Annotated in this window: 20 protein-coding genes, 1 tRNA gene and 1 rRNA gene; 12 read left to right on the forward strand and 10 right to left on the reverse strand. The window is 52.0% G+C overall.

Annotation, left to right across the window (positions count from 1 at the left end; all coding sequences use genetic code 11):
- Positions 1-114: 114 nt before the first annotated feature.
- Together ACE15A_RS22900 and ACE15A_RS22905 are read right to left on the reverse strand one after the other, a co-directional pair.
- Positions 115-190 (reverse strand) — tRNA-Glu (locus tag ACE15A_RS22900).
- Between the two features lie 85 nt (positions 191-275).
- Positions 276-1,817: ribosomal RNA gene (locus tag ACE15A_RS22905) — 16S ribosomal RNA — on the reverse strand.
- A gap of 475 nt (positions 1,818-2,292) precedes the next feature.
- On the opposite strand from ACE15A_RS22905, the gene ACE15A_RS22910 reads away from it, so the two are divergent.
- Complete coding sequence (locus tag ACE15A_RS22910; protein ID WP_053511072.1) at positions 2,293-2,997, forward strand: FadR/GntR family transcriptional regulator; 705 nt, start codon at positions 2,293-2,295, stop codon at positions 2,995-2,997.
- 11 nt (positions 2,998-3,008) lie between these two features.
- Positions 3,009-4,436 carry a multidrug transporter subunit MdtD gene (gene mdtD / locus ACE15A_RS22915; RefSeq protein WP_129382517.1) on the forward strand — a complete coding sequence of 476 codons (1,428 nt, stop codon included), beginning with the start codon at positions 3,009-3,011 and terminating at the stop codon, positions 4,434-4,436.
- On the opposite strand, the gene rbsR is transcribed toward mdtD, so the two are convergent.
- The 7 genes from rbsR to kup form a co-directional block, all read right to left on the reverse strand.
- Positions 4,402-5,400 carry a ribose operon transcriptional repressor RbsR gene (gene rbsR, locus ACE15A_RS22920; RefSeq protein WP_000224487.1) on the reverse strand — a complete coding sequence of 333 codons (999 nt, stop codon included), beginning with the start codon at positions 5,398-5,400 and terminating at the stop codon, positions 4,402-4,404. The two genes, mdtD and rbsR, sit on opposite strands and share 35 nt — an antisense overlap.
- A gap of 3 nt (positions 5,401-5,403) precedes the next feature.
- Positions 5,404-6,333, reverse strand: a complete 930-nt coding sequence (gene rbsK / locus ACE15A_RS22925; RefSeq protein WP_053511066.1) for a ribokinase — start codon at positions 6,331-6,333, stop codon at positions 5,404-5,406.
- 131 nt (positions 6,334-6,464) lie between these two features.
- On the reverse strand, positions 6,465-7,355 hold the full coding sequence (rbsB, locus tag ACE15A_RS22930; RefSeq protein ID WP_001056260.1) for a ribose ABC transporter substrate-binding protein RbsB: 891 nt from the start codon (positions 7,353-7,355) through the stop codon (positions 6,465-6,467).
- 24 nt (positions 7,356-7,379) lie between these two features.
- Positions 7,380-8,345: a ribose ABC transporter permease gene (gene rbsC, locus ACE15A_RS22935; RefSeq protein WP_023247177.1), complete on the reverse strand. Its 966-nt coding sequence runs from the start codon at positions 8,343-8,345 to the stop codon at positions 7,380-7,382.
- Between the two features lie 5 nt (positions 8,346-8,350).
- Positions 8,351-9,856, reverse strand: a complete 1,506-nt coding sequence (gene rbsA, locus ACE15A_RS22940; RefSeq protein WP_001664794.1) for a ribose ABC transporter ATP-binding protein RbsA — start codon at positions 9,854-9,856, stop codon at positions 8,351-8,353.
- 7 nt (positions 9,857-9,863) lie between these two features.
- Positions 9,864-10,283, reverse strand: coding sequence for a D-ribose pyranase (gene rbsD / locus ACE15A_RS22945; RefSeq protein WP_053511065.1), 420 nt, complete (start codon positions 10,281-10,283; stop codon positions 9,864-9,866).
- A gap of 216 nt (positions 10,284-10,499) precedes the next feature.
- Positions 10,500-12,368: a low affinity potassium transporter Kup gene (kup, locus tag ACE15A_RS22950; protein ID WP_000102340.1), complete on the reverse strand. Its 1,869-nt coding sequence runs from the start codon at positions 12,366-12,368 to the stop codon at positions 10,500-10,502.
- Between the two features lie 348 nt (positions 12,369-12,716).
- On the opposite strand from kup, the gene ravA reads away from it, so the two are divergent.
- Both ravA and viaA read left to right on the forward strand, forming a co-directional pair.
- On the forward strand, positions 12,717-14,213 hold the full coding sequence (gene ravA / locus ACE15A_RS22955; protein WP_129382518.1) for an ATPase RavA: 1,497 nt from the start codon (positions 12,717-12,719) through the stop codon (positions 14,211-14,213).
- Positions 14,207-15,658, forward strand: a complete 1,452-nt coding sequence (viaA, locus tag ACE15A_RS22960; RefSeq protein WP_023247180.1) for an ATPase RavA stimulator ViaA — start codon at positions 14,207-14,209, stop codon at positions 15,656-15,658. The genes ravA and viaA overlap by 7 nt, the downstream gene beginning before the upstream one ends.
- A gap of 4 nt (positions 15,659-15,662) precedes the next feature.
- On the opposite strand, the gene asnA is transcribed toward viaA, so the two are convergent.
- Positions 15,663-16,655, reverse strand: a complete 993-nt coding sequence (asnA, locus tag ACE15A_RS22965) for an aspartate--ammonia ligase (protein WP_053511063.1) — start codon at positions 16,653-16,655, stop codon at positions 15,663-15,665.
- A gap of 150 nt (positions 16,656-16,805) precedes the next feature.
- On the opposite strand from asnA, the gene asnC reads away from it, so the two are divergent.
- From asnC to atpF, 8 genes are all read left to right on the forward strand, one after another.
- Positions 16,806-17,264, forward strand: a complete 459-nt coding sequence (asnC, locus tag ACE15A_RS22970) for a transcriptional regulator AsnC (RefSeq protein ID WP_000433017.1) — start codon at positions 16,806-16,808, stop codon at positions 17,262-17,264.
- Positions 17,265-17,353: 89 nt separating this feature from the next.
- Positions 17,354-17,797 carry an FMN-binding protein MioC gene (gene mioC / locus ACE15A_RS22975; RefSeq protein ID WP_023247183.1) on the forward strand — a complete coding sequence of 148 codons (444 nt, stop codon included), beginning with the start codon at positions 17,354-17,356 and terminating at the stop codon, positions 17,795-17,797.
- A gap of 378 nt (positions 17,798-18,175) precedes the next feature.
- The gene (mnmG, locus tag ACE15A_RS22980; protein WP_023247184.1) at positions 18,176-20,065 is read left to right on the forward strand and encodes a tRNA uridine-5-carboxymethylaminomethyl(34) synthesis enzyme MnmG; all 1,890 of its coding nucleotides are present in this window, start codon (positions 18,176-18,178) and stop codon (positions 20,063-20,065) included.
- Between the two features lie 98 nt (positions 20,066-20,163).
- Entirely contained in the window at positions 20,164-20,787 is a 624-nt protein-coding gene (gene rsmG / locus ACE15A_RS22985) for a 16S rRNA (guanine(527)-N(7))-methyltransferase RsmG (RefSeq protein ID WP_023247185.1), read from the forward strand.
- A 615-nt stretch (positions 20,788-21,402) separates the two neighbouring features.
- Positions 21,403-21,783 (forward strand): F0F1 ATP synthase subunit I, encoded by a 381-nt coding sequence (atpI, locus tag ACE15A_RS22990; RefSeq protein ID WP_023247186.1) that lies wholly within the window; start codon positions 21,403-21,405, stop codon positions 21,781-21,783.
- An 8-nt stretch (positions 21,784-21,791) separates the two neighbouring features.
- Positions 21,792-22,607, forward strand: a complete 816-nt coding sequence (gene atpB / locus ACE15A_RS22995) for a F0F1 ATP synthase subunit A (protein WP_000135628.1) — start codon at positions 21,792-21,794, stop codon at positions 22,605-22,607.
- Positions 22,608-22,653: 46 nt separating this feature from the next.
- Positions 22,654-22,893: a F0F1 ATP synthase subunit C gene (atpE, locus tag ACE15A_RS23000; protein ID WP_000429386.1), complete on the forward strand. Its 240-nt coding sequence runs from the start codon at positions 22,654-22,656 to the stop codon at positions 22,891-22,893.
- Positions 22,894-22,952: 59 nt separating this feature from the next.
- Positions 22,953-23,423: a F0F1 ATP synthase subunit B gene (gene atpF, locus ACE15A_RS23005; RefSeq protein WP_001052212.1), complete on the forward strand. Its 471-nt coding sequence runs from the start codon at positions 22,953-22,955 to the stop codon at positions 23,421-23,423.
- Positions 23,424-23,427 lie beyond the last annotated feature (4 nt).

Below are 23,427 nucleotides of genomic sequence, written 5' to 3' on the forward strand. Positions count from 1 at the left end.
CTTGTTTCAATTTTCAGCTTGATCCAGATTTTTAAAGAGCAAATATCTCAAACATGACTCGTAAGTCAGTTTTGAGATACTGATGGCAACGCCTTTCACACATTACCGCGCAAGTGGCGTCCCCTAGGGGATTCGAACCCCTGTTACCGCCGTGAAAGGGCGGTGTCCTGGGCCTCTAGACGAAGGGGACACTGAAGTCTCAATCGCAAGACGCCTTGCTTTTCACTTTTCATCAGACAATCTGTGTGAGCACTGCAAAGACCGTTTCTTTCAGGTAAGGAGGTGATCCAACCGCAGGTTCCCCTACGGTTACCTTGTTACGACTTCACCCCAGTCATGAATCACAAAGTGGTAAGCGCCCTCCCGAAGGTTAAGCTACCTACTTCTTTTGCAACCCACTCCCATGGTGTGACGGGCGGTGTGTACAAGGCCCGGGAACGTATTCACCGTGGCATTCTGATCCACGATTACTAGCGATTCCGACTTCATGGAGTCGAGTTGCAGACTCCAATCCGGACTACGACGCACTTTATGAGGTCCGCTTGCTCTCGCGAGGTCGCTTCTCTTTGTATGCGCCATTGTAGCACGTGTGTAGCCCTGGTCGTAAGGGCCATGATGACTTGACGTCATCCCCACCTTCCTCCAGTTTATCACTGGCAGTCTCCTTTGAGTTCCCGACCTAATCGCTGGCAACAAAGGATAAGGGTTGCGCTCGTTGCGGGACTTAACCCAACATTTCACAACACGAGCTGACGACAGCCATGCAGCACCTGTCTCACAGTTCCCGAAGGCACATTCGCATCTCTGCAAACTTCTGTGGATGTCAAGACCAGGTAAGGTTCTTCGCGTTGCATCGAATTAAACCACATGCTCCACCGCTTGTGCGGGCCCCCGTCAATTCATTTGAGTTTTAACCTTGCGGCCGTACTCCCCAGGCGGTCTACTTAACGCGTTAGCTCCGGAAGCCACGCCTCAAGGGCACAGCCTCCAAGTAGACATCGTTTACGGCGTGGACTACCAGGGTATCTAATCCTGTTTGCTCCCCACGCTTTCGCACCTGAGCGTCAGTCTTTGTCCAGGGGGCCGCCTTCGCCACCGGTATTCCTCCAGATCTCTACGCATTTCACCGCTACACCTGGAATTCTACCCCCCTCTACAAGACTCAAGCCTGCCAGTTTCGAATGCAGTTCCCAGGTTGAGCCCGGGGATTTCACATCCGACTTGACAGACCGCCTGCGTGCGCTTTACGCCCAGTAATTCCGATTAACGCTTGCACCCTCCGTATTACCGCGGCTGCTGGCACGGAGTTAGCCGGTGCTTCTTCTGCGGGTAACGTCAATTGCTGCGGTTATTAACCACAACACCTTCCTCCCCGCTGAAAGTACTTTACAACCCGAAGGCCTTCTTCATACACGCGGCATGGCTGCATCAGGCTTGCGCCCATTGTGCAATATTCCCCACTGCTGCCTCCCGTAGGAGTCTGGACCGTGTCTCAGTTCCAGTGTGGCTGGTCATCCTCTCAGACCAGCTAGGGATCGTCGCCTTGGTGAGCCGTTACCTCACCAACAAGCTAATCCCATCTGGGCACATCTGATGGCAAGAGGCCCGAAGGTCCCCCTCTTTGGTCTTGCGACGTTATGCGGTATTAGCCACCGTTTCCAGTAGTTATCCCCCTCCATCAGGCAGTTTCCCAGACATTACTCACCCGTCCGCCACTCGTCAGCAAAGCAGCAAGCTGCTTCCTGTTACCGTTCGACTTGCATGTGTTAGGCCTGCCGCCAGCGTTCAATCTGAGCCATGATCAAACTCTTCAATTTAAGTTTGATGCTCGTGAATTAAACTTCGTAATGAATTACGTGTTCACTCAGAGACTTGGTATTCATTTTTCGTCCAGGGACGTTAAGAATCCGTATCCTCGAGTGCCCACACAGATTGTCTGATAAATTGTTAAAGAGCAGTGCCGCTGCGCTTTTCTCAGCGGCGCGGGGTGTGCATATTACGCTTTCCCGCTTCAGAGTCAAGCGTTTATTTTCGCTTTTCTCCGTGAGGCTCTGGTCTGAACCCCGCTGACCCGGCGGCCTGTGTGCCGTTGTTCCGTGTCAGTGGTGGCGCATTATAGGGAGTTATTTCTGCCTGACAAGAGGAAATTTAAAATAATTTTCTGAGTGTTTCTTTTTTCACCAACAGCAAGCTTAACGTGCCATAAAATAAGCAAATTGCCGTTATTGCAACCGCAATCACACTTCCTAGTGGCATACTAATAACCAAACGAAAGAGAAAGGAAGAACATTCATGCCTTTAAGCGCACAACAATTAGCCGCACAGAAAAATCTATCCTATGTTCTGGCTGAAAAGCTGGCGCAGCGGATATTAAAGGGTGACTACGCCCCTGGTACGATTCTTCCCGGCGAAATAGAACTGGGCGAGCAATACGGCGTAAGTCGAACGGCAGTTCGCGAAGCGGTGAAAACGTTGACGGCTAAAGGTATGGTGCTACCCCGTCCGCGCATTGGAACGCGGGTGATGCCGCAGGGAAACTGGAACTTTCTGGATCAAGAGTTGCTAACCTGGTGGATGACGGAAGAAAACTTCCATCAGGTAGTGGACCATTTCCTGGTAATGCGAATCAGTCTGGAACCGCAAGCCTGCCGACTGGCGGCGATTATCGGCACACCTGAGCAGAAAGCGCGGCTGAATACCTTAATGGAAGAGATGGTTGCGCTGAAAAAGCATTTTAAGCGTGAACGCTGGATTGAAGTAGATATGACGTGGCACGGGCATATCTACGAAATGAGCGCCAATCCCTTTTTGATCTCTTTTGCTACGCTATTTCATTCGGTTTACCGCACTTACTTTACCTCAATCACCTATAACGAGGTGGTAAAGCTGGATTTGCACCAGGCCATTGTTGATGCCATCGCGGATGGCAACGGCGAACGCGCTTTCCAGTCCTGCCAGGCGTTGTTGATAGCGCCCAACGAGAGACCAGATAATTAACAGGATATTGAATGACCAGCAAAAAAGCGCGCAGTATGGCTGGCCTGCCGTGGATAGCGGCAATGGCTTTCTTTATGCAGGCGCTAGACGCCACCATTTTGAATACCGCTTTACCGGCTATTGCGCATAGCCTTAACCGTTCACCACTCGCTATGCAGTCCGCTATTATCAGTTATACCCTGACAGTAGCCATGTTAATTCCGGTAAGCGGCTGGCTGGCCGATCGCTTCGGTACGCGTCACGTCTTTATGATTGCCGTAAGTCTGTTTACGTTAGGCTCGCTGGCCTGTGCGCTCTCCAGTTCACTATCTGAATTGGTTATTTTTCGCGTCGTACAAGGCGTCGGCGGAGCGATGATGATGCCGGTGGCACGACTGGCGTTATTGCGGGCCTATCCGCGTAGTGAGTTACTGCCCGTCCTTAACTTTGTCACTATGCCGGGGCTGGTAGGTCCTATTCTGGGGCCGGTATTAGGCGGCGTGCTGGTGACCTGGGCAAGCTGGCACTGGATCTTCCTGATTAATATTCCCATTGGCGTTATAGGCATTCTGTATGCTCGCAAATATATGCCCAACTTCACCACGCCGCGTCGCAAGTTTGACATGACCGGCTTCTTTCTCTTTGGGTTAAGTCTGGTATTGTTTTCCAGCGGAATGGAACTGTTTGGCGAGAAAATTGTGGCGACATGGATCGCATCCGCCATTATTTTTTGCAGTATCGTTCTGCTATTGGCCTATATCCGCCACGCCCGCCGTCATCCGACACCGTTAATATCACTATCGCTGTTTAAGACACGCACATTTTCCGTCGGTATTGCCGGCAACCTCGCTACGCGTCTGGGCACAGGCTGCGTACCTTTTTTGATGCCGTTAATGCTACAGGTTGGTTTTGGCTACCCGGCACTGATTGCCGGCTGCATGATGGCGCCAACAGCCTTGGGTTCTATTATCGCGAAATCGACCGTAACGCAGGTTTTACGACGTTTGGGATACAGGAAGACGCTGGTCGGCATTACGGTATTTATCGGCCTGATGATTGCCCAGTTTTCATTTCAATCTCCCGCCATGTCGATCTGGATGCTAGTACTGCCGCTATTCATTCTTGGAATGGCGATGTCCACTCAATTTACGGCAATGAATACGATTACTCTTGCGGATCTGACGGACGATAATGCCAGCAGCGGCAACAGCGTGCTGGCCGTCACGCAGCAATTGTCTATCAGCTTAGGCGTGGCGATCAGCGCGGCGGTATTACGTATCTATGAAGGTTTTGCGGGCACCAGTACCGTAGAACAGTTCCACTATACCTTTATCACAATGGGAGTGATCACTATCGTGTCCGCGCTGATGTTCATGCTGCTAAGAGCCAAAGACGGCAACAATCTGATTAAAGAACGGCATAAATCTAAACCGACCCACGCACCGTCAAAACCGGAGTAAGCTGAAGTCGCTGTTGTTGCAAGGCGGGCTGCGCCATCCGATGAATCAACACATCAATAGCCAGCTCGCCCAATTCATCTTTCGGCTGATGGATAGTCGTCAGCGGCGGCGTCATATAGCGCGCCAGCTCAATATCATCATATCCAATTACTGCCATATCCTGCGGGATACGAAGCCCCGCCTGATATAGCGCCTGATAGGCGCCGACAGCCATCGCATCGTTTCCAGTAAAAACCGCTTGTGGTCGCTGTTGATGGGCAAGTAACGCTTGCATGGCGTCAAAGCCGCCGCCAAATTCAAAATCGCCAGTGATCTCATAGCCTTGCGGAATAGCCAGCCCTGCTCGTTTCATCGCCGCCCGATACCCTTCCAGCCGCAAACGCGCAGGCGTTTTGTCCAGCGGGCCGGTAATACAGGCAATTCGGGTAAATCCTTTATCGATAAGGTGTTGCGTCGCAAGATCGCCGCCTAACAACGAATTATCCTGAATAAGATCGCTATCGCCCTCACCATCAAACGGCGACCAGTCCATCATGACGGTAGGAATAGACGGATAACGTTCCATGATTTCACGAGAAGGCTGATGCGTTTCGGTACAAAGCAGCAGTAAACCGTCTACCCGTTTTTGCATCAGCGTCTCCAGGTTGCGGTTCATCCGTTGCTCGTCGCCTTCGGTATTGCACAGCACCAGACTATAGCCGCGCTCAAAACAGCTTCGCTCAACGCCGCGCACCAGTTCGGAATAAAAAGGGTTGGTACTGGCGGTAATCAGCATTCCAATCGTGCGGGTCTGGTTTAATTTGAGGCTTCGCGCCAGCGCGGAAGGCGCATAGTTAAGCGATTTAATCGCCGCTTCAACTTTTTCGGTAATCGTCTCACTCACAAAGCGATCTTTGTTAATAACGTGAGAGACTGTCGATGTAGAGACTCCCGCCAGGCGGGCAACATCTTTCATAGTAGCCAAGCGTTACCCCTGCTGATGTAAAAACGCTTCTATCTCTTCGCGCCACGGAACGGAAGGTTGCGCGCCTTTACGCGTGACGGCAATCGCCGCGGCGGCATGAGCAAAGCGAATCGCTTCCGGCAGCGGCGTCTCCTCCAGTATTGCGGTGATAAAGGCGCCGTTAAACGTATCTCCGGCGGCAATGGTATCGATAGCCTCAACGCTAAATCCAGGAACGCGGCGGCCCTCGCCGTTTACGCTGGCCCAGACGCCACGACTTCCTAAGGTAATTAATACGGTTCGAATGCCTTTATCATGCAAAACCTGCGCAGCTTTCGCGGCATCGTCGTCATTATCCACACGCACGCCCGTCAGCTTTTCAGCTTCCGTTTCATTTGGCGTGATGATATCCACCAGCGCCAGCAGTTCATCCGGTAACTCACGGGCAGGCGCCGGGTTAAGCGCAACAGTAGTATGATGTTGATGGGCGATTTTCGCCGCCGCCAGTACGCTTTCCAGCGGCGATTCCAGTTGCATCAGTAACGCATCCGCCTGCGCGATACGTTCACGTTGCGCATCAACCAACGCCGGCGATAACGCGGCATTCGCCCCGGCATGAATACCGATGACGTTCTCGCCTTCGCCATTAACGAAAATCAGCGCCACCCCGGTAGACTCGCCTTTAATGACGCTAACTGGCTCAATATCAATACGATCGCGGACTAATTGTTTACGAATACTGTCGCCAATATCGTCATCGCCCGTGCAGGCGATAAACGCAATATTTGCCCCGCTACGTCCCGCAGCAACCGCCTGATTCGCGCCTTTCCCGCCAAACGCGACCTGATAATGGCTACCGGTTACCGTTTCACCCGGGGTAGGGAAGGACTCAAGATTAAGGATATGATCGGCATTAATACTGCCAAGGACGATGAGATTACCTGCGGTTTTCATATTCGGGGTTCCAAGTCAAAGTGCGCCACCGGTTAGGGTGGCGCGTGCCCTGCTTTTCTTTTTTACGTTCACCTCAGCGGAGGCTCGCGTATTTATGTCGCCATCAGGCCATAGTTGACCCGTGTCGTTTATTACTGCTTGATGACCAGTTTCAGGTCAACCGGATATTTGGCCTGAACTTTTTCGCCTTTCAGCACCTTATCCGCCACTTCAACGCCTTTGGCGCCGATTTGATCCGGTAACTGAGCGATAGTCGCTGCCAGTTTGCCATCTTTTACAGCCTTTTCGCCATCCGGCGTGCCGTCAAATCCAACCACCATCACATCTGCTTTACCGGCAGTTTGCAGTGCGCGCAGTGCGCCCAGCGCCATTTCGTCGTTCTGGGCGAAGACAGCCTGAACATCCGGATGCGCGGTCAGCAGGTTCTGCATGACGTTCAGACCTTTAGTACGGTCGAAATCGGCTGGCTGGCTGGCCAGGACATTAAATTTGTGTGCGGCTACCGCTTGCTGGAAACCTTCGCCACGCTCACGCGCTGCGGATGTTCCGGCAATGCCTTGCAACTCAATCACTTTTGCGCCTTCACCAGCTTTTTTAGCGATATAGTCGCCAGCGATCTTGCCGCCCAGCACGTTATCAGACGCGATATGGCTGACGACATCGCCTTTGGTTGCCTGGCGGTCAAGCGTGATAACCGGAATCTTCGCCTGATTCGCCATCTTCACCGCGTTACCCACCGCATCGGAGTCAGTCGGGTTGATCAGCAGGATTTTGGTCCCGCGGACGGTTAAATCCTGCACGTTCGCCAGCTCTTTGGCAGGATTGTTCTGGGAGTCCAGCACCACCAGGTTATAACCCAGTTTATCTGCCTCTTTTTGCGCCCCGTCTTTTAACGAAACGAAGAAGGGATTATTGAGGGTAGAGATCACCAGCGCAATGGTGTCTTTCGCCATTGCATTCGCGCTCACGGTGGCGCTCAGCGCAACAGCAGATACCAGGGTAGCCAGTTTTTTCATGTTCATATTTAAGATGTCCTGTAGTCGTTGTTACTGCTTTTTGTTGTCTACCAGCACCGCCAGCAAAATCACCACCGCTTTGACGATCATCTGGTAATAGGAGGAAACACCTAACAAATTCAAACCATTATTAAGGAAACCGAGAATCAATGCGCCGATCAATGTCCCAACAATGCGTCCTTTACCGCCTGCAAGGCTGGTGCCGCCCAGCACCACGGCGGCAATAGCATCCAGCTCATAGCCGGTACCCGCCGTCGGCTGCGCGGAAGAGAGGCGCGCCACTTCAATGATGCCCGCCAGCGACGCTGTCAGGCCGCAAAGTGAATAGACGATAATTTTCACTTTGCTCACGCTAATGCCAGACAGCCGCGTCGCCGCTTCGTTACCGCCCAGCGCGTAGATATAGCGTCCCAGACGGGTGTGATGCAGCATATACCAGGCGGCGATAAAGACGATAGCCATGATCCAGACCGGCGTAGGAACGCCCAGCGGACGGCCGATACCGAACCAGCCAAACAGATCGGCGTTATCGGTAAAGCCGGTGTTGACCGGACTACCATTGGTGTAAACCATTGTCACGCCGCGCAGTAGCAGCATCATCACCAGCGTAGCGATAAATGCCTGTACGCGGCCTTTCGCGACGATAACGCCAGTGACGGCACCAATCGCAGCGCCCAGCGCCAGCGCGGCGGCAACCGCCACCAGCGCATTCACTTCAACGCCGACGATTGAAGCGGCAACCGCGCCGGTGAGCGCCAGCAGGGAACCGACGGACAGATCGATCCCTGATGTCAGAATCACCAACGTCATCCCCACCGCCATAATGGCGTTAACGGAGGTCTGTTGAAGAATGTTGAACAGATTATTAACGGTAAAAAAGTTGGGGCTCAACGTCGAAACAATCGCAATCAGAACCAACAGGGCAATGAGCGATTTCTGCTCCATCAACCATGCTTTAGTGAAATAACGGCGACCAGAAACAGCCTGAGTTGTCATCTTTTTTACTCCTGATTCACGCGATTAAGCTTGCCCACTGCGGCAGCCATTAACACTTCCTGGGTGGCCTGCTCGCGAGTAAATTCACCGCTGAGATGCCCTTCATGCATGACGATGATGCGATCGCTCATGCCTAATACTTCTGGCATCTCAGATGAGACCAGAATGATGCTCAGGCCGTCGGCCTTAAACTGGTTGATAAGCTGGTAAATCTCTTTCTTCGCGCCGACGTCCACGCCGCGGGTCGGCTCGTCGAGAATGAGTACTTTCGGGCGCGTCATCAACCCGCGGGCAATCGCCACCTTTTGCTGATTACCGCCGGAAAGCAGGCCTATCGCCTGTTCCATTGACGGCGTTTTGACGTTGAACAGACGGATAAAATCCCCCACCGCCTGCTGCTCGTCTTTGTGCTTCAGGCTTCCGCCAGCGCGGCTGAAATAACCCAGCGCAGTCAGCGACATATTCTCTTTAACTGACATGCCCAGTACCAGCCCATCGCGCTTACGGTCTTCAGAGATATAAACGATGCCATTGGCCAGCCCGTCCTGCGGAGAATGCGTCACCACTTCGTGTCCATCGAGCGTCACGTAACCGCTGGTACGCGGCATCGCGCCGTACAATACTTTCATCAACTCGGTGCGCCCGGCTCCCATCAGGCCGGAAATACCAAGAATCTCGCCTTTTCGCAGCACAAAGGAAACATCATTCACGCCCGGCCCGCACAGGTTATCAACCTTCAGGCGAATCTCACCCGGCGCGTTATCCAGATGCGGGTACTGATCTTCCAGCTTACGTCCCACCATCATTTCGATAAGAGAATCTTCGGTCAACGTGGCCACTTCACGCTCGGCGATAAACTGCCCATCACGGAAGACCGTCACGTCATCGCAAATTTCGAAAATCTCTTTCATACGGTGAGATATATAGACAATACCGCGCCCCTGCGATTTTAATTCGCGGATCACGCGGAACAGAGATTCGGTTTCAGTGTCGGTCAGCGCATCGGTCGGTTCATCCATAATGATGACTTTGGATTCGAAGCTCAGCACTTTGGCGATTTCCACCATTTGCTGATCGCCGATAGAGAGTTCGCCCACCAGCTTATCGCTCTTAAAGCGCAGATTGAGTTTGGCTAAGAGTTGGTCGGCTTCGGCATACATCTTTTTCCAGTCGATTTTGCCAAAGCGATTTACAAACTCACGGCCCAGGAAGATGTTTTCCGCAATGGTCAACTGCGGGATCAGATTCAGTTCCTGATGAATAATGCCGATCCCGGCTTCCTGAGACGATTTAGGCCCATTAAAGGTGGTCTCTTTACCCAGCCATAACAACGATCCCGCATCTCGCGTATAGATGCCGGTTAATACTTTCATCATGGTGGATTTTCCGGCGCCATTTTCCCCCACCAGCGCCATAACGCGGCCAGGATAAACGTTTAACGCGGCGCCAGAGAGAGCCTTCACGCCGGGGAACGCTTTATCGATCCCCTTGAGTTGCAGTAATGCGTCCATAGCGGCCTCAGAAAGTGACGCCAGCGCAAAGAATAACGTTCGCATACGGGGAACATTCCCCGCTGCGAATCACCGCCTGACTGTCTGCAGTCAATTTTTTGAATTGTTCGTGTGTCGTATAACTAATTTTTATGGTGTTTCCCTGGTGTTGTTGCAGTTGCTCAAGGTGAGTGAGCAACGTTTCGTGGAGCTGCGGATTCTGTTGTTTGATTTCCGTTGCAAGAATCGCCGCCTCAACCTGCATTTCCTGGGTCACGACATTCACCACCTGCATAAAAGAAGGTACGCCCTGGGTGAGTGCCATATCGATACGCGCGGCGCTATTCGGGATGGGTAAACCCGCATCACAGACCACCAGAGTATCAGTATGCCCCAGACGGGAAATGACCGACGAGATTTCAGAGTTGAGTACGGTGCCTTTCTTCATTTTTCTGCTCCACTAGCGAAACGTTTCGCTGGCCGCAGTGTAAACCCGGAAGTGTTCATTAAACCATCATGACGTAACAGAATTGTGATCGCCGTCGAAACGTTTCGCTACCGGGTATGACGTGAAGATAATCACCCAATGGCGATTATCTTGCGAGAGCCTACGGATGGGCCAGGCCGGGTAAGCCAACGCGGCCCCCGGCATGTTGATAAGGGATTAAATCTCGACCTGCGTTCCTAACTCAATCACGCGGTTAGGCGGGATCTCGAACTGATCCGGCGCACGCAGGGCGTTGCGTTGCAACAATAAATACAGTTTACCGCGCAAACGCAAATACCACGGGCGTTTGCCGACAATCAACGACTCGTGCGACATAAAGAATGACGTTTCCATCATCCGGCAGCTAAGTCCTTCCAGACCGCAGCGGTGGAACACCTCTTCTACGTTTGGCGTTTCGCGCCAGCCGTAGCTCGCCACCACGCGCCAGAATGTCGGAGACAACTGCTCAATCTGCACCCGGCGAACGTTATGCACATAAGGCGCATCTTCCGTACGCAACGTCAGTAAGATTACGCGCTCATGCAACACTTTGTTGTGCTTCAGGTTATGCAGTAAAGCAAAAGGGATCACATTGAGCGCGCGCGACATGTATACGGCAGTACCCGGCACCCGAACCGGCGGTGACTTCTCCAGTGAAGCAATCATCGCTTCCAGCGAATTACCGTGTTCATGCATACGACGCAACAGACGGAAACGCTCGCTCTTCCAGGTGGTCATGATTGTGAACATGATCAGGCCCAGGCTCAGCGGTAGCCAACCACCGGACAACAATTTGTCGAGGTTAGCCGAGAACAGCGGGATATCCACGCACAGGAACGCCACGAGGATCAGCGCGACAAAGTATTTGTTCCAGTGCCAGTTCTTACGCGCCACGGTCGTAGAAAGAATAGACGTCAGCACCATCGTACCAGTCACGGCGATACCATAGGCCGCCGCCAGGTTGCTGGAGTGCTCAAAGCTAACAATAACAACCACGACCGCAAAATAAAGCAACCAGTTAACGAAAGGGATATAGATCTGACCGGACTCCATCTCGGAGGTATGAATAATACGCATCGGCGACAAATAGCCAAGACGCACGGCCTGACGCGTCAGCGAAAAGACGCCGGAAATTACCGCCTGGGAGGCGATAACCGTCGCCAGCGCGGCCAGAATCAGCAGAGGAATTAACGCCCAGTCCGGCGCCAGCAGGAAGAAGGGGTTTTTAATCGCTTCCGGATGCTTTAATAGCAATGCGCCCTGACCAAAGTAGTTCAGCACTAACGACGGCAATACCACGGTAAACCACGCCAGGCGAATCGGGAACTTACCGAAGTGTCCCATATCGGCGTACAACGCCTCTACGCCGGTAATCGACAGCACCACCGCGCCCAATGCAATAAACGATACGGTTTTATATTCAAGGAAAAAACGTACCGCCCAGACAGGATTCAGCGCATGTAACACTTCGGGATTGGCAATAATACTGCGCAGGCCAAGTACCGCCAGGATTAAAAACCAGGTCAGCATGATCGGCGCGAAGAGTTTCCCTACCATTCCCGTACCGTGCTTCTGAATCATAAACAACAGAGTCAGCACAATAATGGAGAGCGGGACAATCCAGGTATCCAGCTGCGGCGCGACAATCTCCAGGCCTTCAATAGCCGACATCACCGAAATCGCCGGCGTAATCACCACTTCGCCATAGAAAAAGCTGCCGCCTATCAGTCCCATGATAACTAACATGGATGTGGTGCGCGCCGAGGTATTACGTCCGGCAAGCGACATCAGCGTCAAAATCCCGCCTTCACCCGCGTTATCGGCGCGCATCACGAAGGTGAGATATTTGATGGAAACCACAAAGATGAGTAGCCAGAAGATCAGCGACAGAAAACCAAACACGGCATCTCGTTCAACGCCAAAACCAAACTGACCGGACAAACATTCACGAAGCGTATAAAGCGGGCTGGTACCAATATCACCGTAGACAACCCCAATAGCTGCGAGGGTAATCGCAGGCAACGATTGCTTATTATCAGTGCTCATAGACTCATCTTTCGTTTATACACGTCACCCTCCACGCTACCTCCTTGTCGGCTGCATTCGCTTATCCCAGTCACACGTTTAATGTCAGTGCCAGGGGATTCACTCCTTTGCCGCCTTGATGTAGTTTGAATGAATGAGTGTATAGATATGAAATGTGTGCTTAGTCCCTTGGCCCACAAAAAAGCGCACAGTATGCACGATTAATCATAAAATCGTACCCCTAAATGAAGCCAGATTAACCTGGCTCAAAGAAAAATAAACAGCGCATCAGACGATTACAGCCCCGGTGGTGAAACGTCTATACTCGCAATTAGCATGATCCATTTGACGAAAGGACGCCTCTTTATTATGGCTCACCCATATTTATTAGCGGAAAGAATTTCCCGTCTGAGCAGCGCCCTTGAGAAGGGGCTGTATGAACGTAGTCACGCCATACGCCTTTGTCTACTGGCAGCGCTAAGCGGTGAGAGCGTCTTTTTGTTGGGCCCGCCCGGTATCGCCAAGAGTCTGATTGCCCGCCGTCTGAAGTTTGCTTTCCAGCGCGCCCGCGCTTTTGAATATCTGATGACTCGCTTTTCCACGCCGGAAGAGGTTTTTGGCCCGCTCTCTATTCAGGCGCTGAAAGATGAAGGTCGCTATGAACGCTTAACGACCGGCTATCTTCCCGAAGCCGAAATCGTTTTTCTTGATGAAATCTGGAAAGCAGGGCCCGCTATCCTTAACACATTGCTGACCGCCATTAACGAACGCCATTTCCGCAACGGCGCGTTTGAGGAAAAAATCCCGATGCGGCTGCTGGTGGCGGCCTCTAACGAACTGCCCGAAGCGGACAGCAGCCTGGAAGCGTTGTACGACCGAATGTTGATTCGCCTGTGGCTGGATAAAGTTCAGGATAAAGCCAATTTCCGCTCTATGCTGGTTAGTCAGCAGGATGAGAGCGATAACCCGGTTCCCGCCTCGTTACAGGTTAGCGATGAAGAATATCAACAGTGGCAAAAAGATATCGGCGCGATTTCACTCCCTGATCCGGTCTTTGAGCTGATATTTACTCTGCGCCAACAGTTGGATAAATTGCCAAATGCGCCTTATGTCTCCGACCGTCGCTGGAAGAAAGCCATCCGCCTGTTACAGGCCAGCGCCTTCTTTAGCGGACGCGACGCGGTTGCGCCGATTGACCTTATCCTGCTAAAAGATTGCTTGTGGTATGACGCGCAGAGTCTGAATCTCATGCAACAGCAACTGGAAATATTGATGACCGGACACGCCTGGCAGCAGCAGGCCATGTTGACTCGCCTCGGCGGTATCGTCCAGCTCCGCCTCCAGTTGCAACAACAACAAAGCGATAAAACCGCATTCACCGTCATTAAACAAGGTGGTATGTTCAGTCGTCGCCCATATTACACTTTACCGCCGGAGGCCAGCGCTTCAACTCTGACGTTACTGCTACAAAAACCGTTAAAACTGCATGATATGGAAGTGATCCATATTACATTTGACCGCAGCGCGTTGGAAATGTGGCTGACCAAAGGCGGCGAGATCCGCGGCAAACTGAACGGAATCGGCTTTGCCCAAACGCTGAATATGGAAGTCGATAACACCCAACATCTGGTGGTGCGCGACATCAGTCTACAAGGTACCCGTCTGGCGTTGCCAGGAGCGGCTGAAGACAGTATGCCTGCGGAGATCAAACAGCACCTGGAAGCGTTAGAAAACGACTGGCGCCAGCAGCATACCCGCTTCAGCGAGCAGCAACATTGCTTGTTTATTCACAGAGACTGGTTAGGGCGCATTGAAGCCAGCCTGCAAGATGTAGGAGAACAGATCCGCCAGGCGCAACAATGCTGACGCTGGATACGCTAAACGTCATGCTGGCCGTCAGCGAAGAGGGAATGGTCGAAGAGATGATCCTCGCGTTACTGGCCTCTCCGCAACTGGTCATTTTCTTTGAAAAGTTTCCGCGTTTAAAAAACGCCGTGACCGCCGATCTCCCGCGCTGGCGGGAGGCGCTACGCAGTCGGCTAAAAGACGCACGCGTTCCGCCGGAACTCACGGAAGAGGTTATGTGCTATCAGCAAAGCCAGCTTCTCTCTACACCACAGTTCATCGTGCGACTGCCGCAAATACTGGCGTTGCTTCATCGTCTACATTCACCATATGCCGCACAAGCGAAGCAGTTGACGGAGAGCAACAGTACCTTTACCCCTGCGCTACACACGCTTTTTTTGCAACGCTGGCGGTTAAGTCTGATCGTGCAGACCACCACGTTAAACCAGCAACTACTGGAAGAAGAGCGCGAGCAGTTGCTGAGTGACGTTCAGGAACGGATGACGCTGAGCGGGCAACTGGAACCGACGCTGGCGGAAAATGATAATGCCGCAGGCCGCCTGTGGGATATGAGCGCGGGCCAGCTTAAACGCGGTGATTATCAACTGATCGTAAAATACGGCGAATTTCTCGCCGCCCAGCCGGAACTAAAGCAACTGGCGGAACAACTGGGACGTTCGCGGGAAGCCAAATCGGTACCGAAAAAAGACGCGCCGATGGAAAGCTTTCGTACACTGGTACGCGAGCCCGCTACGGTGCCGGAGCAGGTTGACGGTATTCAGCAAGGCGATGATATCCTGCGCCTGTTGCCGCCAGAGCTGGCGACGCTCGGCATCACCGAGCTGGAATATGAATTCTACCGCCGGTTGGTGGAAAAACAGCTCCTCACCTATCGCCTGCATGGCGAAGCATGGCGTGAGAAAGTGACCGAACGGCCGGTAGTACACCAGGATGTCGACGAGCAGCCGCGCGGGCCGTTTATTGTCTGCGTCGATACTTCAGGCTCGATGGGAGGATTTAACGAGCAGTGCGCAAAAGCGTTCTGCCTGGCGTTGATGCGCGTTGCGCTGGCGGATAACCGCCGCTGTTTTATTATGCTGTTTTCCACTGACGTTGTGCGTTATGAACTCTCCGGCCCGGAAGGTATCGAGCAGGCCATCCGCTTTTTAAGCCAACGTTTTCGCGGCGGCACGGATATCGCTAGCTGTTTTCGCGTCATTATTGAACGGATGCAGGGACGGGAATGGTTTGATGCCGATGCGGTGGTCATTTCAGATTTTATCGCCCAACGCTTGCCGGATGACGTGGTGAGCAAAGTGGGAGAGTTGCAGCGCCGTCACCAGCACCGATTCCACGCGGTGGCGATGTCGGCACACGGCAAACCCGGCATCATGCGCATTTTTGATCATATCTGGCGCTTTGACACCGGGATGCGAAGCCGCCTGTTGCGACGCTGGCGGCGCTAACGGCTTATAAAATGGCAGGAATGCTTTCGCGAACCTGCGCGGGCCATACGCCGCACTGCACCTGACCAATATGCGGTAATTGCAGCAACAACATCGTCAGACGCGACTGTCCAATCCCACCGCCGATGGTCTGCGGCATTTCGCCGCGCAGCAGCGCCTGATGCCACTCCAGTTGCAGGCGATCTTCATCACCGGTTAACGCCAACTGGCGCATCAGCGTATCGGCATCTACGCGAATACCCATAGAGGAAAGCTCAAACGCATCTTCCAGCACCGGGTTCCACACCAGGATATCGCCGTTCAGACCAGTGTGACCCAGCTCAGATGCAGAGCTCCAGTCGTCATAGTCCGGCGCGCGAACATCATGACGTTGACCATCGCTAAGCGTGCCGCCGATCCCAACTAAAAATACCGCGCCTAACGCTTTCGCGATCGCACGTTCACGACCTTTGGCATCGAGATCAGGATAGCGTGACAACAGATCCTGACTGTGAACAAAGTGGATCTGATCCGGCAGGAACGGTGCCAGACCAAACTGTTTGTGCACTTCCGCTTCCGTAGCCTTAATTCCTGCCCATATAGCCTCTACTGTGCTTTTCAGGGTGGAAAATTGGCGCTCGCCGTCGCCCATGACACGCTCCCAGTCCCACTGATCCACATAGACCGAGTGGAGCGGAGAGAGTCGGTCTTCATCGGGGCGAAGGGCTTTCATGTGCGTGTACAGCCCTTCGCCCGCGCTGAAGTCATGTTGCCCCAGGGTTTGACGTTTCCACTTCGCCAGTGAATGCACCACTTCGAACTGGGCGTCAGGCAATGCTTTCACTTTTACCTGCACCGCTTTTTCACAGCCGGACAAATTATCCTGCGTGCCATCCCCTACGCGGCTCAGAATCGGCGCCTGGACCTCAATCAGACCCAGACGCTCCTCCAACTGGCGAGAGAAATGTGATTTCACGAAGCTAATTTGACGTTGTTTGGCAATGTAAGCGGTTTTCATTTTTTTACTCCTGCGTCCTGTTGCCTATGATTAAGCAACAAAACGAGGCCACTATTCAATAATCAACAAACAAAAAGCCAACTTCAATTTTGATTCGTTAAAAATAACAGCTAAAATAAAGAGAATCATTAATCTTCATAAGAAAAAGCGATGGAAAATTATCAGATCGACAATCTGGACCGCGGCATCCTTGACGCCTTAATGGAAAATGCCCGTACCGCCTACGCCGAACTGGCCAAACAATTTGGCGTTAGCCCTGGAACCATTCATGTTCGCGTAGAGAAAATGAAGCAGGCCGGGATTATTACCGGCGCACGTATTGACGTCAGCCCTAAACAATTGGGCTACGATGTGGGCTGCTTTATTGGCATCATTCTAAAAAGCGCCAAAGACTATCCCTCCGCGCTGGCCCGGCTGGAAAGCCTGGATGAGGTGACGGAAGCGTATTACACCACCGGTCACTACAGCATCTTTATAAAAGTGATGTGTAAATCAATCGACGCACTCCAGCACGTACTTATCAACAAGATTCAAACAATTGATGAAATTCAGTCCACTGAGACACTGATCGTCTTGCAGAACCCGATCATGCGCACTATAAGGCCATGATCGGCTTTTTTAATCCCACATTTTTCCACAGGTAGATCCCAACTCGTTCACAGAGTACAATGCGGCCTCTTTACCTGAGCGAGCGATCAATGGCAGACATTACTCTTATCAGCGGCAGCACCCTGGGCGGCGCCGAATACGTCGCGGAACATCTGGCGGAAAAGCTGGAAGCTGCCGGTTTTTCAACCGAAACGGTACACGGTCCGCTATTAGAGGATCTGTCAGCTTCCGGGATCTGGCTGATAGTCAGTTCAACGCATGGCGCCGGAGACATTCCGGACAACCTGACCCCCTTCTATGAAGACCTTCAAACGCAAAAACCCGATCTTTCCGCGGTACGTTTTGGCGCAATTGGTATTGGCAGCCGAGAATATGACACGTTTTGCGGCGCGATTGAGAAAATAGAAACGGAACTGAAAGGCGCTGGCGCAAAACAGGTTGGAGAAACACTGAAGATCAACATCCTTGAACACGAAATTCCGGAAGATCCAGCGGAGATTTGGCTCGGATCCTGGATTAATTTACTCAAATAAGTGTAAAGATCGTGCGATCAACTGTGGATAACTCTGGTGGAAAGCTTGGATCAACCGGTAGTTATCCAAAGAATAACCATTGTTCACTTTTTGAGTTGTGTATAACTGCCTGTTTTGATCCCAGCTTATACGGGCCACGATCACCGATCATTCACAGCTAGTGATCCTTTCCAACGCATTGATCTTTATTACAGGTTCCGGGTTATCCACAGCCTGATGCGATCCTAATAAGAGATCACAATAGAACAGATCTCTAAATAAAAAGATCTTCTTTTTAATAGCTAGGATCCCGGGGCTTTCTCCATCAGCTAAAGTTGAGTAGAATCCACCGCCCGGGCTTCAATCCATTTTCACACCGCGTTATGCGAGGCAATTACCATGTTTTATCAGGATCCTTTTGACGTCATTATCATTGGCGGGGGTCATGCAGGCACTGAGGCCGCAATGGCCGCAGCGCGTATGGGTCAACAGACTCTGCTTTTGACACACAATATCGACACGCTGGGACAAATGAGCTGCAACCCGGCGATTGGCGGTATTGGGAAGGGACATCTGGTAAAAGAAGTGGATGCGCTCGGCGGTCTGATGGCGAAAGCGATCGATCGGGCAGGTATCCAGTTTAGGATACTAAACGCCAGCAAAGGCCCGGCCGTTCGCGCCACCCGCGCCCAGGCGGATCGAGTCTTGTATCGTCAGGCGATACGCACCGCGCTGGAGAACCAGCCGAACCTGATGATCTTCCAGCAAGCCGTTGAAGATCTGATTGTCGAGAATGATCGTGTCGTCGGCGCAGTGACCCAAATGGGCCTCAAATTCCGCGCCAAAGCCGTTGTACTGACGGTGGGCACGTTCCTGGATGGAAAAATCCATATTGGGCTGGATAACTACAGCGGCGGCCGTGCCGGCGATCCGCCGTCTATCCCGCTGTCTCACCGTCTGCGTGAACTCCCGCTACGCGTTAGCCGCCTGAAGACCGGTACGCCGCCGCGTATTGATGCGCGCACTATCGATTTCAGCGTGTTGGCTCAACAGCATGGCGATAACCCGATGCCGGTTTTCTCGTTTATGGGGAATACTTCTCAGCATCCGCAACAGGTGCCGTGTTACATCACGCATACCAATGAGAAAACCCATGACGTGATCCGTAATAATCTCGATCGTAGCCCAATGTATGCCGGGGTGATCGAAGGGATCGGCCCGCGCTACTGTCCGTCGATCGAAGACAAAGTGATGCGTTTTGCCGATCGTAACCAGCATCAGATCTTCCTTGAGCCGGAAGGGCTGACCTCTAACGAGATTTACCCTAACGGTATCTCCACCAGCCTGCCGTTTGACGTGCAGATGCAGATTGTCCGTTCCATGCAGGGCATGGAGAACTCGAAGATCGTTCGCCCTGGTTACGCGATTGAGTATGATTTCTTCGACCCGCGCGATCTGAAACCGACACTGGAAAGTAAATTTATTCACGGCCTGTTCTTTGCTGGTCAAATCAACGGTACTACCGGCTATGAAGAGGCTGCGGCGCAGGGCTTGCTCGCTGGTCTGAATGCCGCGCGTCTTTCCGCCGACAAAGAGGGCTGGGCGCCTGCGCGTTCTCAGGCTTATCTCGGCGTGCTGGTGGACGATCTGTGTACGCTGGGCACCAAAGAGCCGTATCGCATGTTTACCTCCCGCGCCGAATATCGCCTGATGCTGCGTGAGGACAACGCCGATCTGCGTCTGACCGAAATGGGCCGCGAGCTGGGTCTGGTGGATGATGAACGCTGGGCGCGATTCAACGAGAAGCTGGAAAATATCGAACGCGAACGTCAGCGGCTGAAATCGACATGGGTAACGCCGTCTGCGGAATCCGCTGATGAAGTGAATGCGCATTTGACCACGCCTCTCTCCCGTGAGGCCAGCGGCGAAGATCTGTTGCGTCGTCCGGAAATGACCTACGCGCAGCTCACTTCGCTTTCTGCATTCGCGCCTGCGCTTGAAGATGAGCAAGCCGCTGAGCAGGTGGAAATCCAGGTTAAATACGAAGGCTATATCGCTCGCCAGCAGGATGAGATTGAAAAACAACTACGTAACGAGAATACGTTGTTGCCTGCCACGCTGGATTATCGTCAGGTTTCCGGTCTGTCGAACGAAGTTATCGCCAAGCTGAACGATCATAAACCGGCGTCTATCGGCCAGGCATCGCGTATCTCCGGCGTCACGCCAGCGGCAATCTCCATTCTGCTGGTATGGCTGAAAAAACAAGGTATGCTGCGTCGCAGCGCTTAATAACCTTTTTGACGGGGCTCTGCGCTTTCCCGTCCTAAAATTGGTAGGCCGGATAAGGCAACGCCGCCGTCCGGCAAAGAAAACTACAGGTATCTACTGTGCTTAACAAACTTTCTCGCCTGCTGGATGAGGCTGGCATTTCGCTTACCGATCACCAGAAAACGCAGCTGGTCGCCTACGTTGATATGCTGCATAAATGGAATAAAGCCTATAATCTGACGTCCGTTCGCGATCCGGCTGAAATGGTTGTTCGCCACATCCTCGACAGCATTGTTGTTGCGCCATATCTCCAGGGACAGCGTTTTATCGATGTAGGAACGGGACCGGGACTGCCGGGCATTCCGCTGGCTATTGTTCTCCCTGACGCGCATTTCACCTTACTCGACAGCCTGGGCAAGCGGGTGCGTTTTCTGCGTCAGGTTCAGCATGAACTTAAACTGGAAAACATCACGCCGGTTCAAAGCCGCGTTGAAGCCTATCCCTCCGAGCCACCGTTTGATGGCGTTATCAGCCGCGCTTTCGCATCGTTGAATGATATGGTGAGCTGGTGTCATCATCTGCCAGGAGAGAAAGGGCGTTTTTATGCCTTAAAAGGGCAATTGCCAGAGGATGAGATTGCCTCGCTACCTGATGATTTTAGCGTCGAATCTGTTGAAAAATTACGCGTTCCGCAACTGGAAGGGGAGCGGCACCTGGTGATTATTAAGTCAAACAAAGTTTAATTTTTATCAAAAAAAATAGAAAAAAAACGACGCAGCTTGTGTTAAAAATCGACAGGCGTAACGCATTTCAGCGTTGTTACATTTAACCCTGAATTTACGGTTTCTTTTCAACATTACAACGCTGCTGCTTTTGTTAAAATAGAGAGTAATCAACTTTGTAAATATAAGCCTGCTAAAAATCGAATCAAAAAACCACTTTTGCTTGTTAAATTTTTATTATAAATGTCAATGGGGCGTTTTAAGGGTGTAAGCCGGTATTTTTAAAACAGTGCCTGGTTTTACGCTTAAATATCAAAAAGATGAAAAGGCATGAATTGACACGTAAATGAATTGCGTAAGCGTGAATATGTTTAATATGTGATCTGGTGCACACTTTATCGCCAGTGTTTTCGCGCTATTTGCAGTTTTGTACGATCGTTCACACTTTGGCTAAAAGTTAAAAATGCGGGCCAGAGAAAAATATTTAAACATTTATTCACCTTTTGGCTACTTAATGTTTGAAATCACGGGGGCGCACCGTATAATTTGACCGCTTTTTGATGCTTGACTCTAAGTCTTAAAGAACGTTTTATACGACACGCGGCCTACCTCGAAGGGAGCAGGAGTAAAAACGTGATGTCTGTGTCGCTCGAGAGTCGAAACGTTGCTCGTAAGCTTCTGTTCATTCAGTTTCTGGCGGTAATAGCAAGTGGCTTGCTGTTTTGCCTCAAAGACCCCTTCTGGGGCATCTCCGCATTGTGCGGGGGATTGGCAGTGGCACTGCCTAATATGTTGTTTATGATATTTGCCTGGCGTCACCAGGCGCATACACCTGCTAAGGGCCGCGTGTCCTGGACTTTCGCCTTCGGTGAAGCCTTTAAGGTGTTAGCGATGCTGGTTTTACTGGTGGTGGCGTTGGCGGTTTTAAAGGCGGTGTTTTTGCCGCTGATCGTTACGTGGGTTTTGGTGCTGGTGGTTCAGATACTGGCGCCGGCTGTAATTAACAACAAAGGGTAAAAGGCATCATGGCTTCAGAAAATATGACGCCGCAGGATTACATAGGACACCACCTGAATAACCTTCAGCTGGACCTGCGTACATTCTCGCTGGTGGATCCGCAGAACCCCCCAGCCACCTTCTGGACGCTCAATATTGACTCCATGTTCTTCTCGGTGGTGCTGGGTCTGTTGTTCCTGGTGATGTTCCGTAGCGTTGCTAAAAAAGCGACCAGCGGCGTGCCAGGCAAGTTTCAGACCGCGATTGAGCTGATAGTCGGCTTTGTGCATGGCAGCGTCAAAGACATGTACCATGGCAAAAGCAAGCTGATTGCGCCGCTGGCCCTGACGATTTTCGTTTGGGTATTCCTGATGAACCTGATGGACTTACTGCCTATCGACCTGCTGCCGTATATCGCTGAGCATTGGCTGGGTCTGCCGGCAACGCGCGTGGTGCCGTCTGCTGACGTTAACATCACCCTGTCGATGGCGCTGGGCGTATTCATCCTTATTCTGTACTACAGCATCAAAATGAAAGGCATCGGCGGCTTCGCAAAAGAGTTGACGCTGCAGCCGTTCAATCACTGGGCGTTCATTCCTGTCAACTTAATCCTTGAAGGGGTAAGTCTGCTGTCCAAACCGGTTTCTCTCGGTCTGCGACTGTTCGGCAACATGTATGCCGGTGAGCTGATTTTCATTCTGATTGCTGGTCTGTTGCCGTGGTGGTCACAGTGGATTCTGAATGTGCCGTGGGCCATTTTCCACATCCTGATTATTACGCTGCAAGCCTTCATTTTCATGGTTCTGACGATTGTCTATCTGTCGATGGCGTCCGAAGAGCATTAATTTACCAACACTACTACGTTTTAACTGAAACAAACTGGAGACTGTCATGGAAAACCTGAATATGGATCTGCTGTACATGGCTGCCGCTGTGATGATGGGTCTGGCGGCAATCGGTGCTGCGATCGGTATCGGCATCCTCGGGGGTAAATTCCTGGAAGGCGCGGCGCGTCAACCTGATCTGATTCCTCTGCTGCGTACTCAGTTCTTTATCGTTATGGGTCTGGTGGATGCTATCCCGATGATCGCTGTAGGTCTGGGTCTGTACGTGATGTTCGCTGTCGCGTAGTAAGCGTTGCTTGAATTAAGAGCAATATCAGAAGGTTAACTAGATAGAGGCATTGTGCTGTGAATCTTAACGCAACAATCCTCGGCCAGGCCATCGCGTTTATTCTCTTTGTCTGGTTTTGCATGAAGTACGTATGGCCGCCGTTAATGGCTGCCATCGAGAAACGTCAGAAAGAAATTGCTGACGGTCTTGCTTCTGCTGAACGAGCACATAAGGATCTTGACCTTGCAAAGGCCAGCGCGACCGACCAGCTGAAAAAAGCGAAAGCGGAAGCTCAGGTAATCATCGAGCAGGCAAACAAACGCCGCGCTCAGATCCTGGACGAAGCCAAAACTGAAGCAGAGCAGGAACGTACTAAAATCGTGGCGCAGGCGCAGGCTGAAATTGAAGCCGAGCGTAAACGCGCCCGTGAAGAGCTGCGTAAGCAAGTTGCTATCCTGGCTGTTGCTGGCGCCGAGAAGATCATCGAACGTTCCGTGGATGAAGCTGCTAACAGCGACATCGTGGATAAACTTGTCGCTGAACTGTAAGGAG

It is taken from the genome of Salmonella sp. HY31 (assembly GCF_042604575.1).
In the GTDB taxonomy this organism is placed as follows: Bacteria; Pseudomonadota; Gammaproteobacteria; order Enterobacterales; family Enterobacteriaceae; genus Salmonella; species Salmonella diarizonae.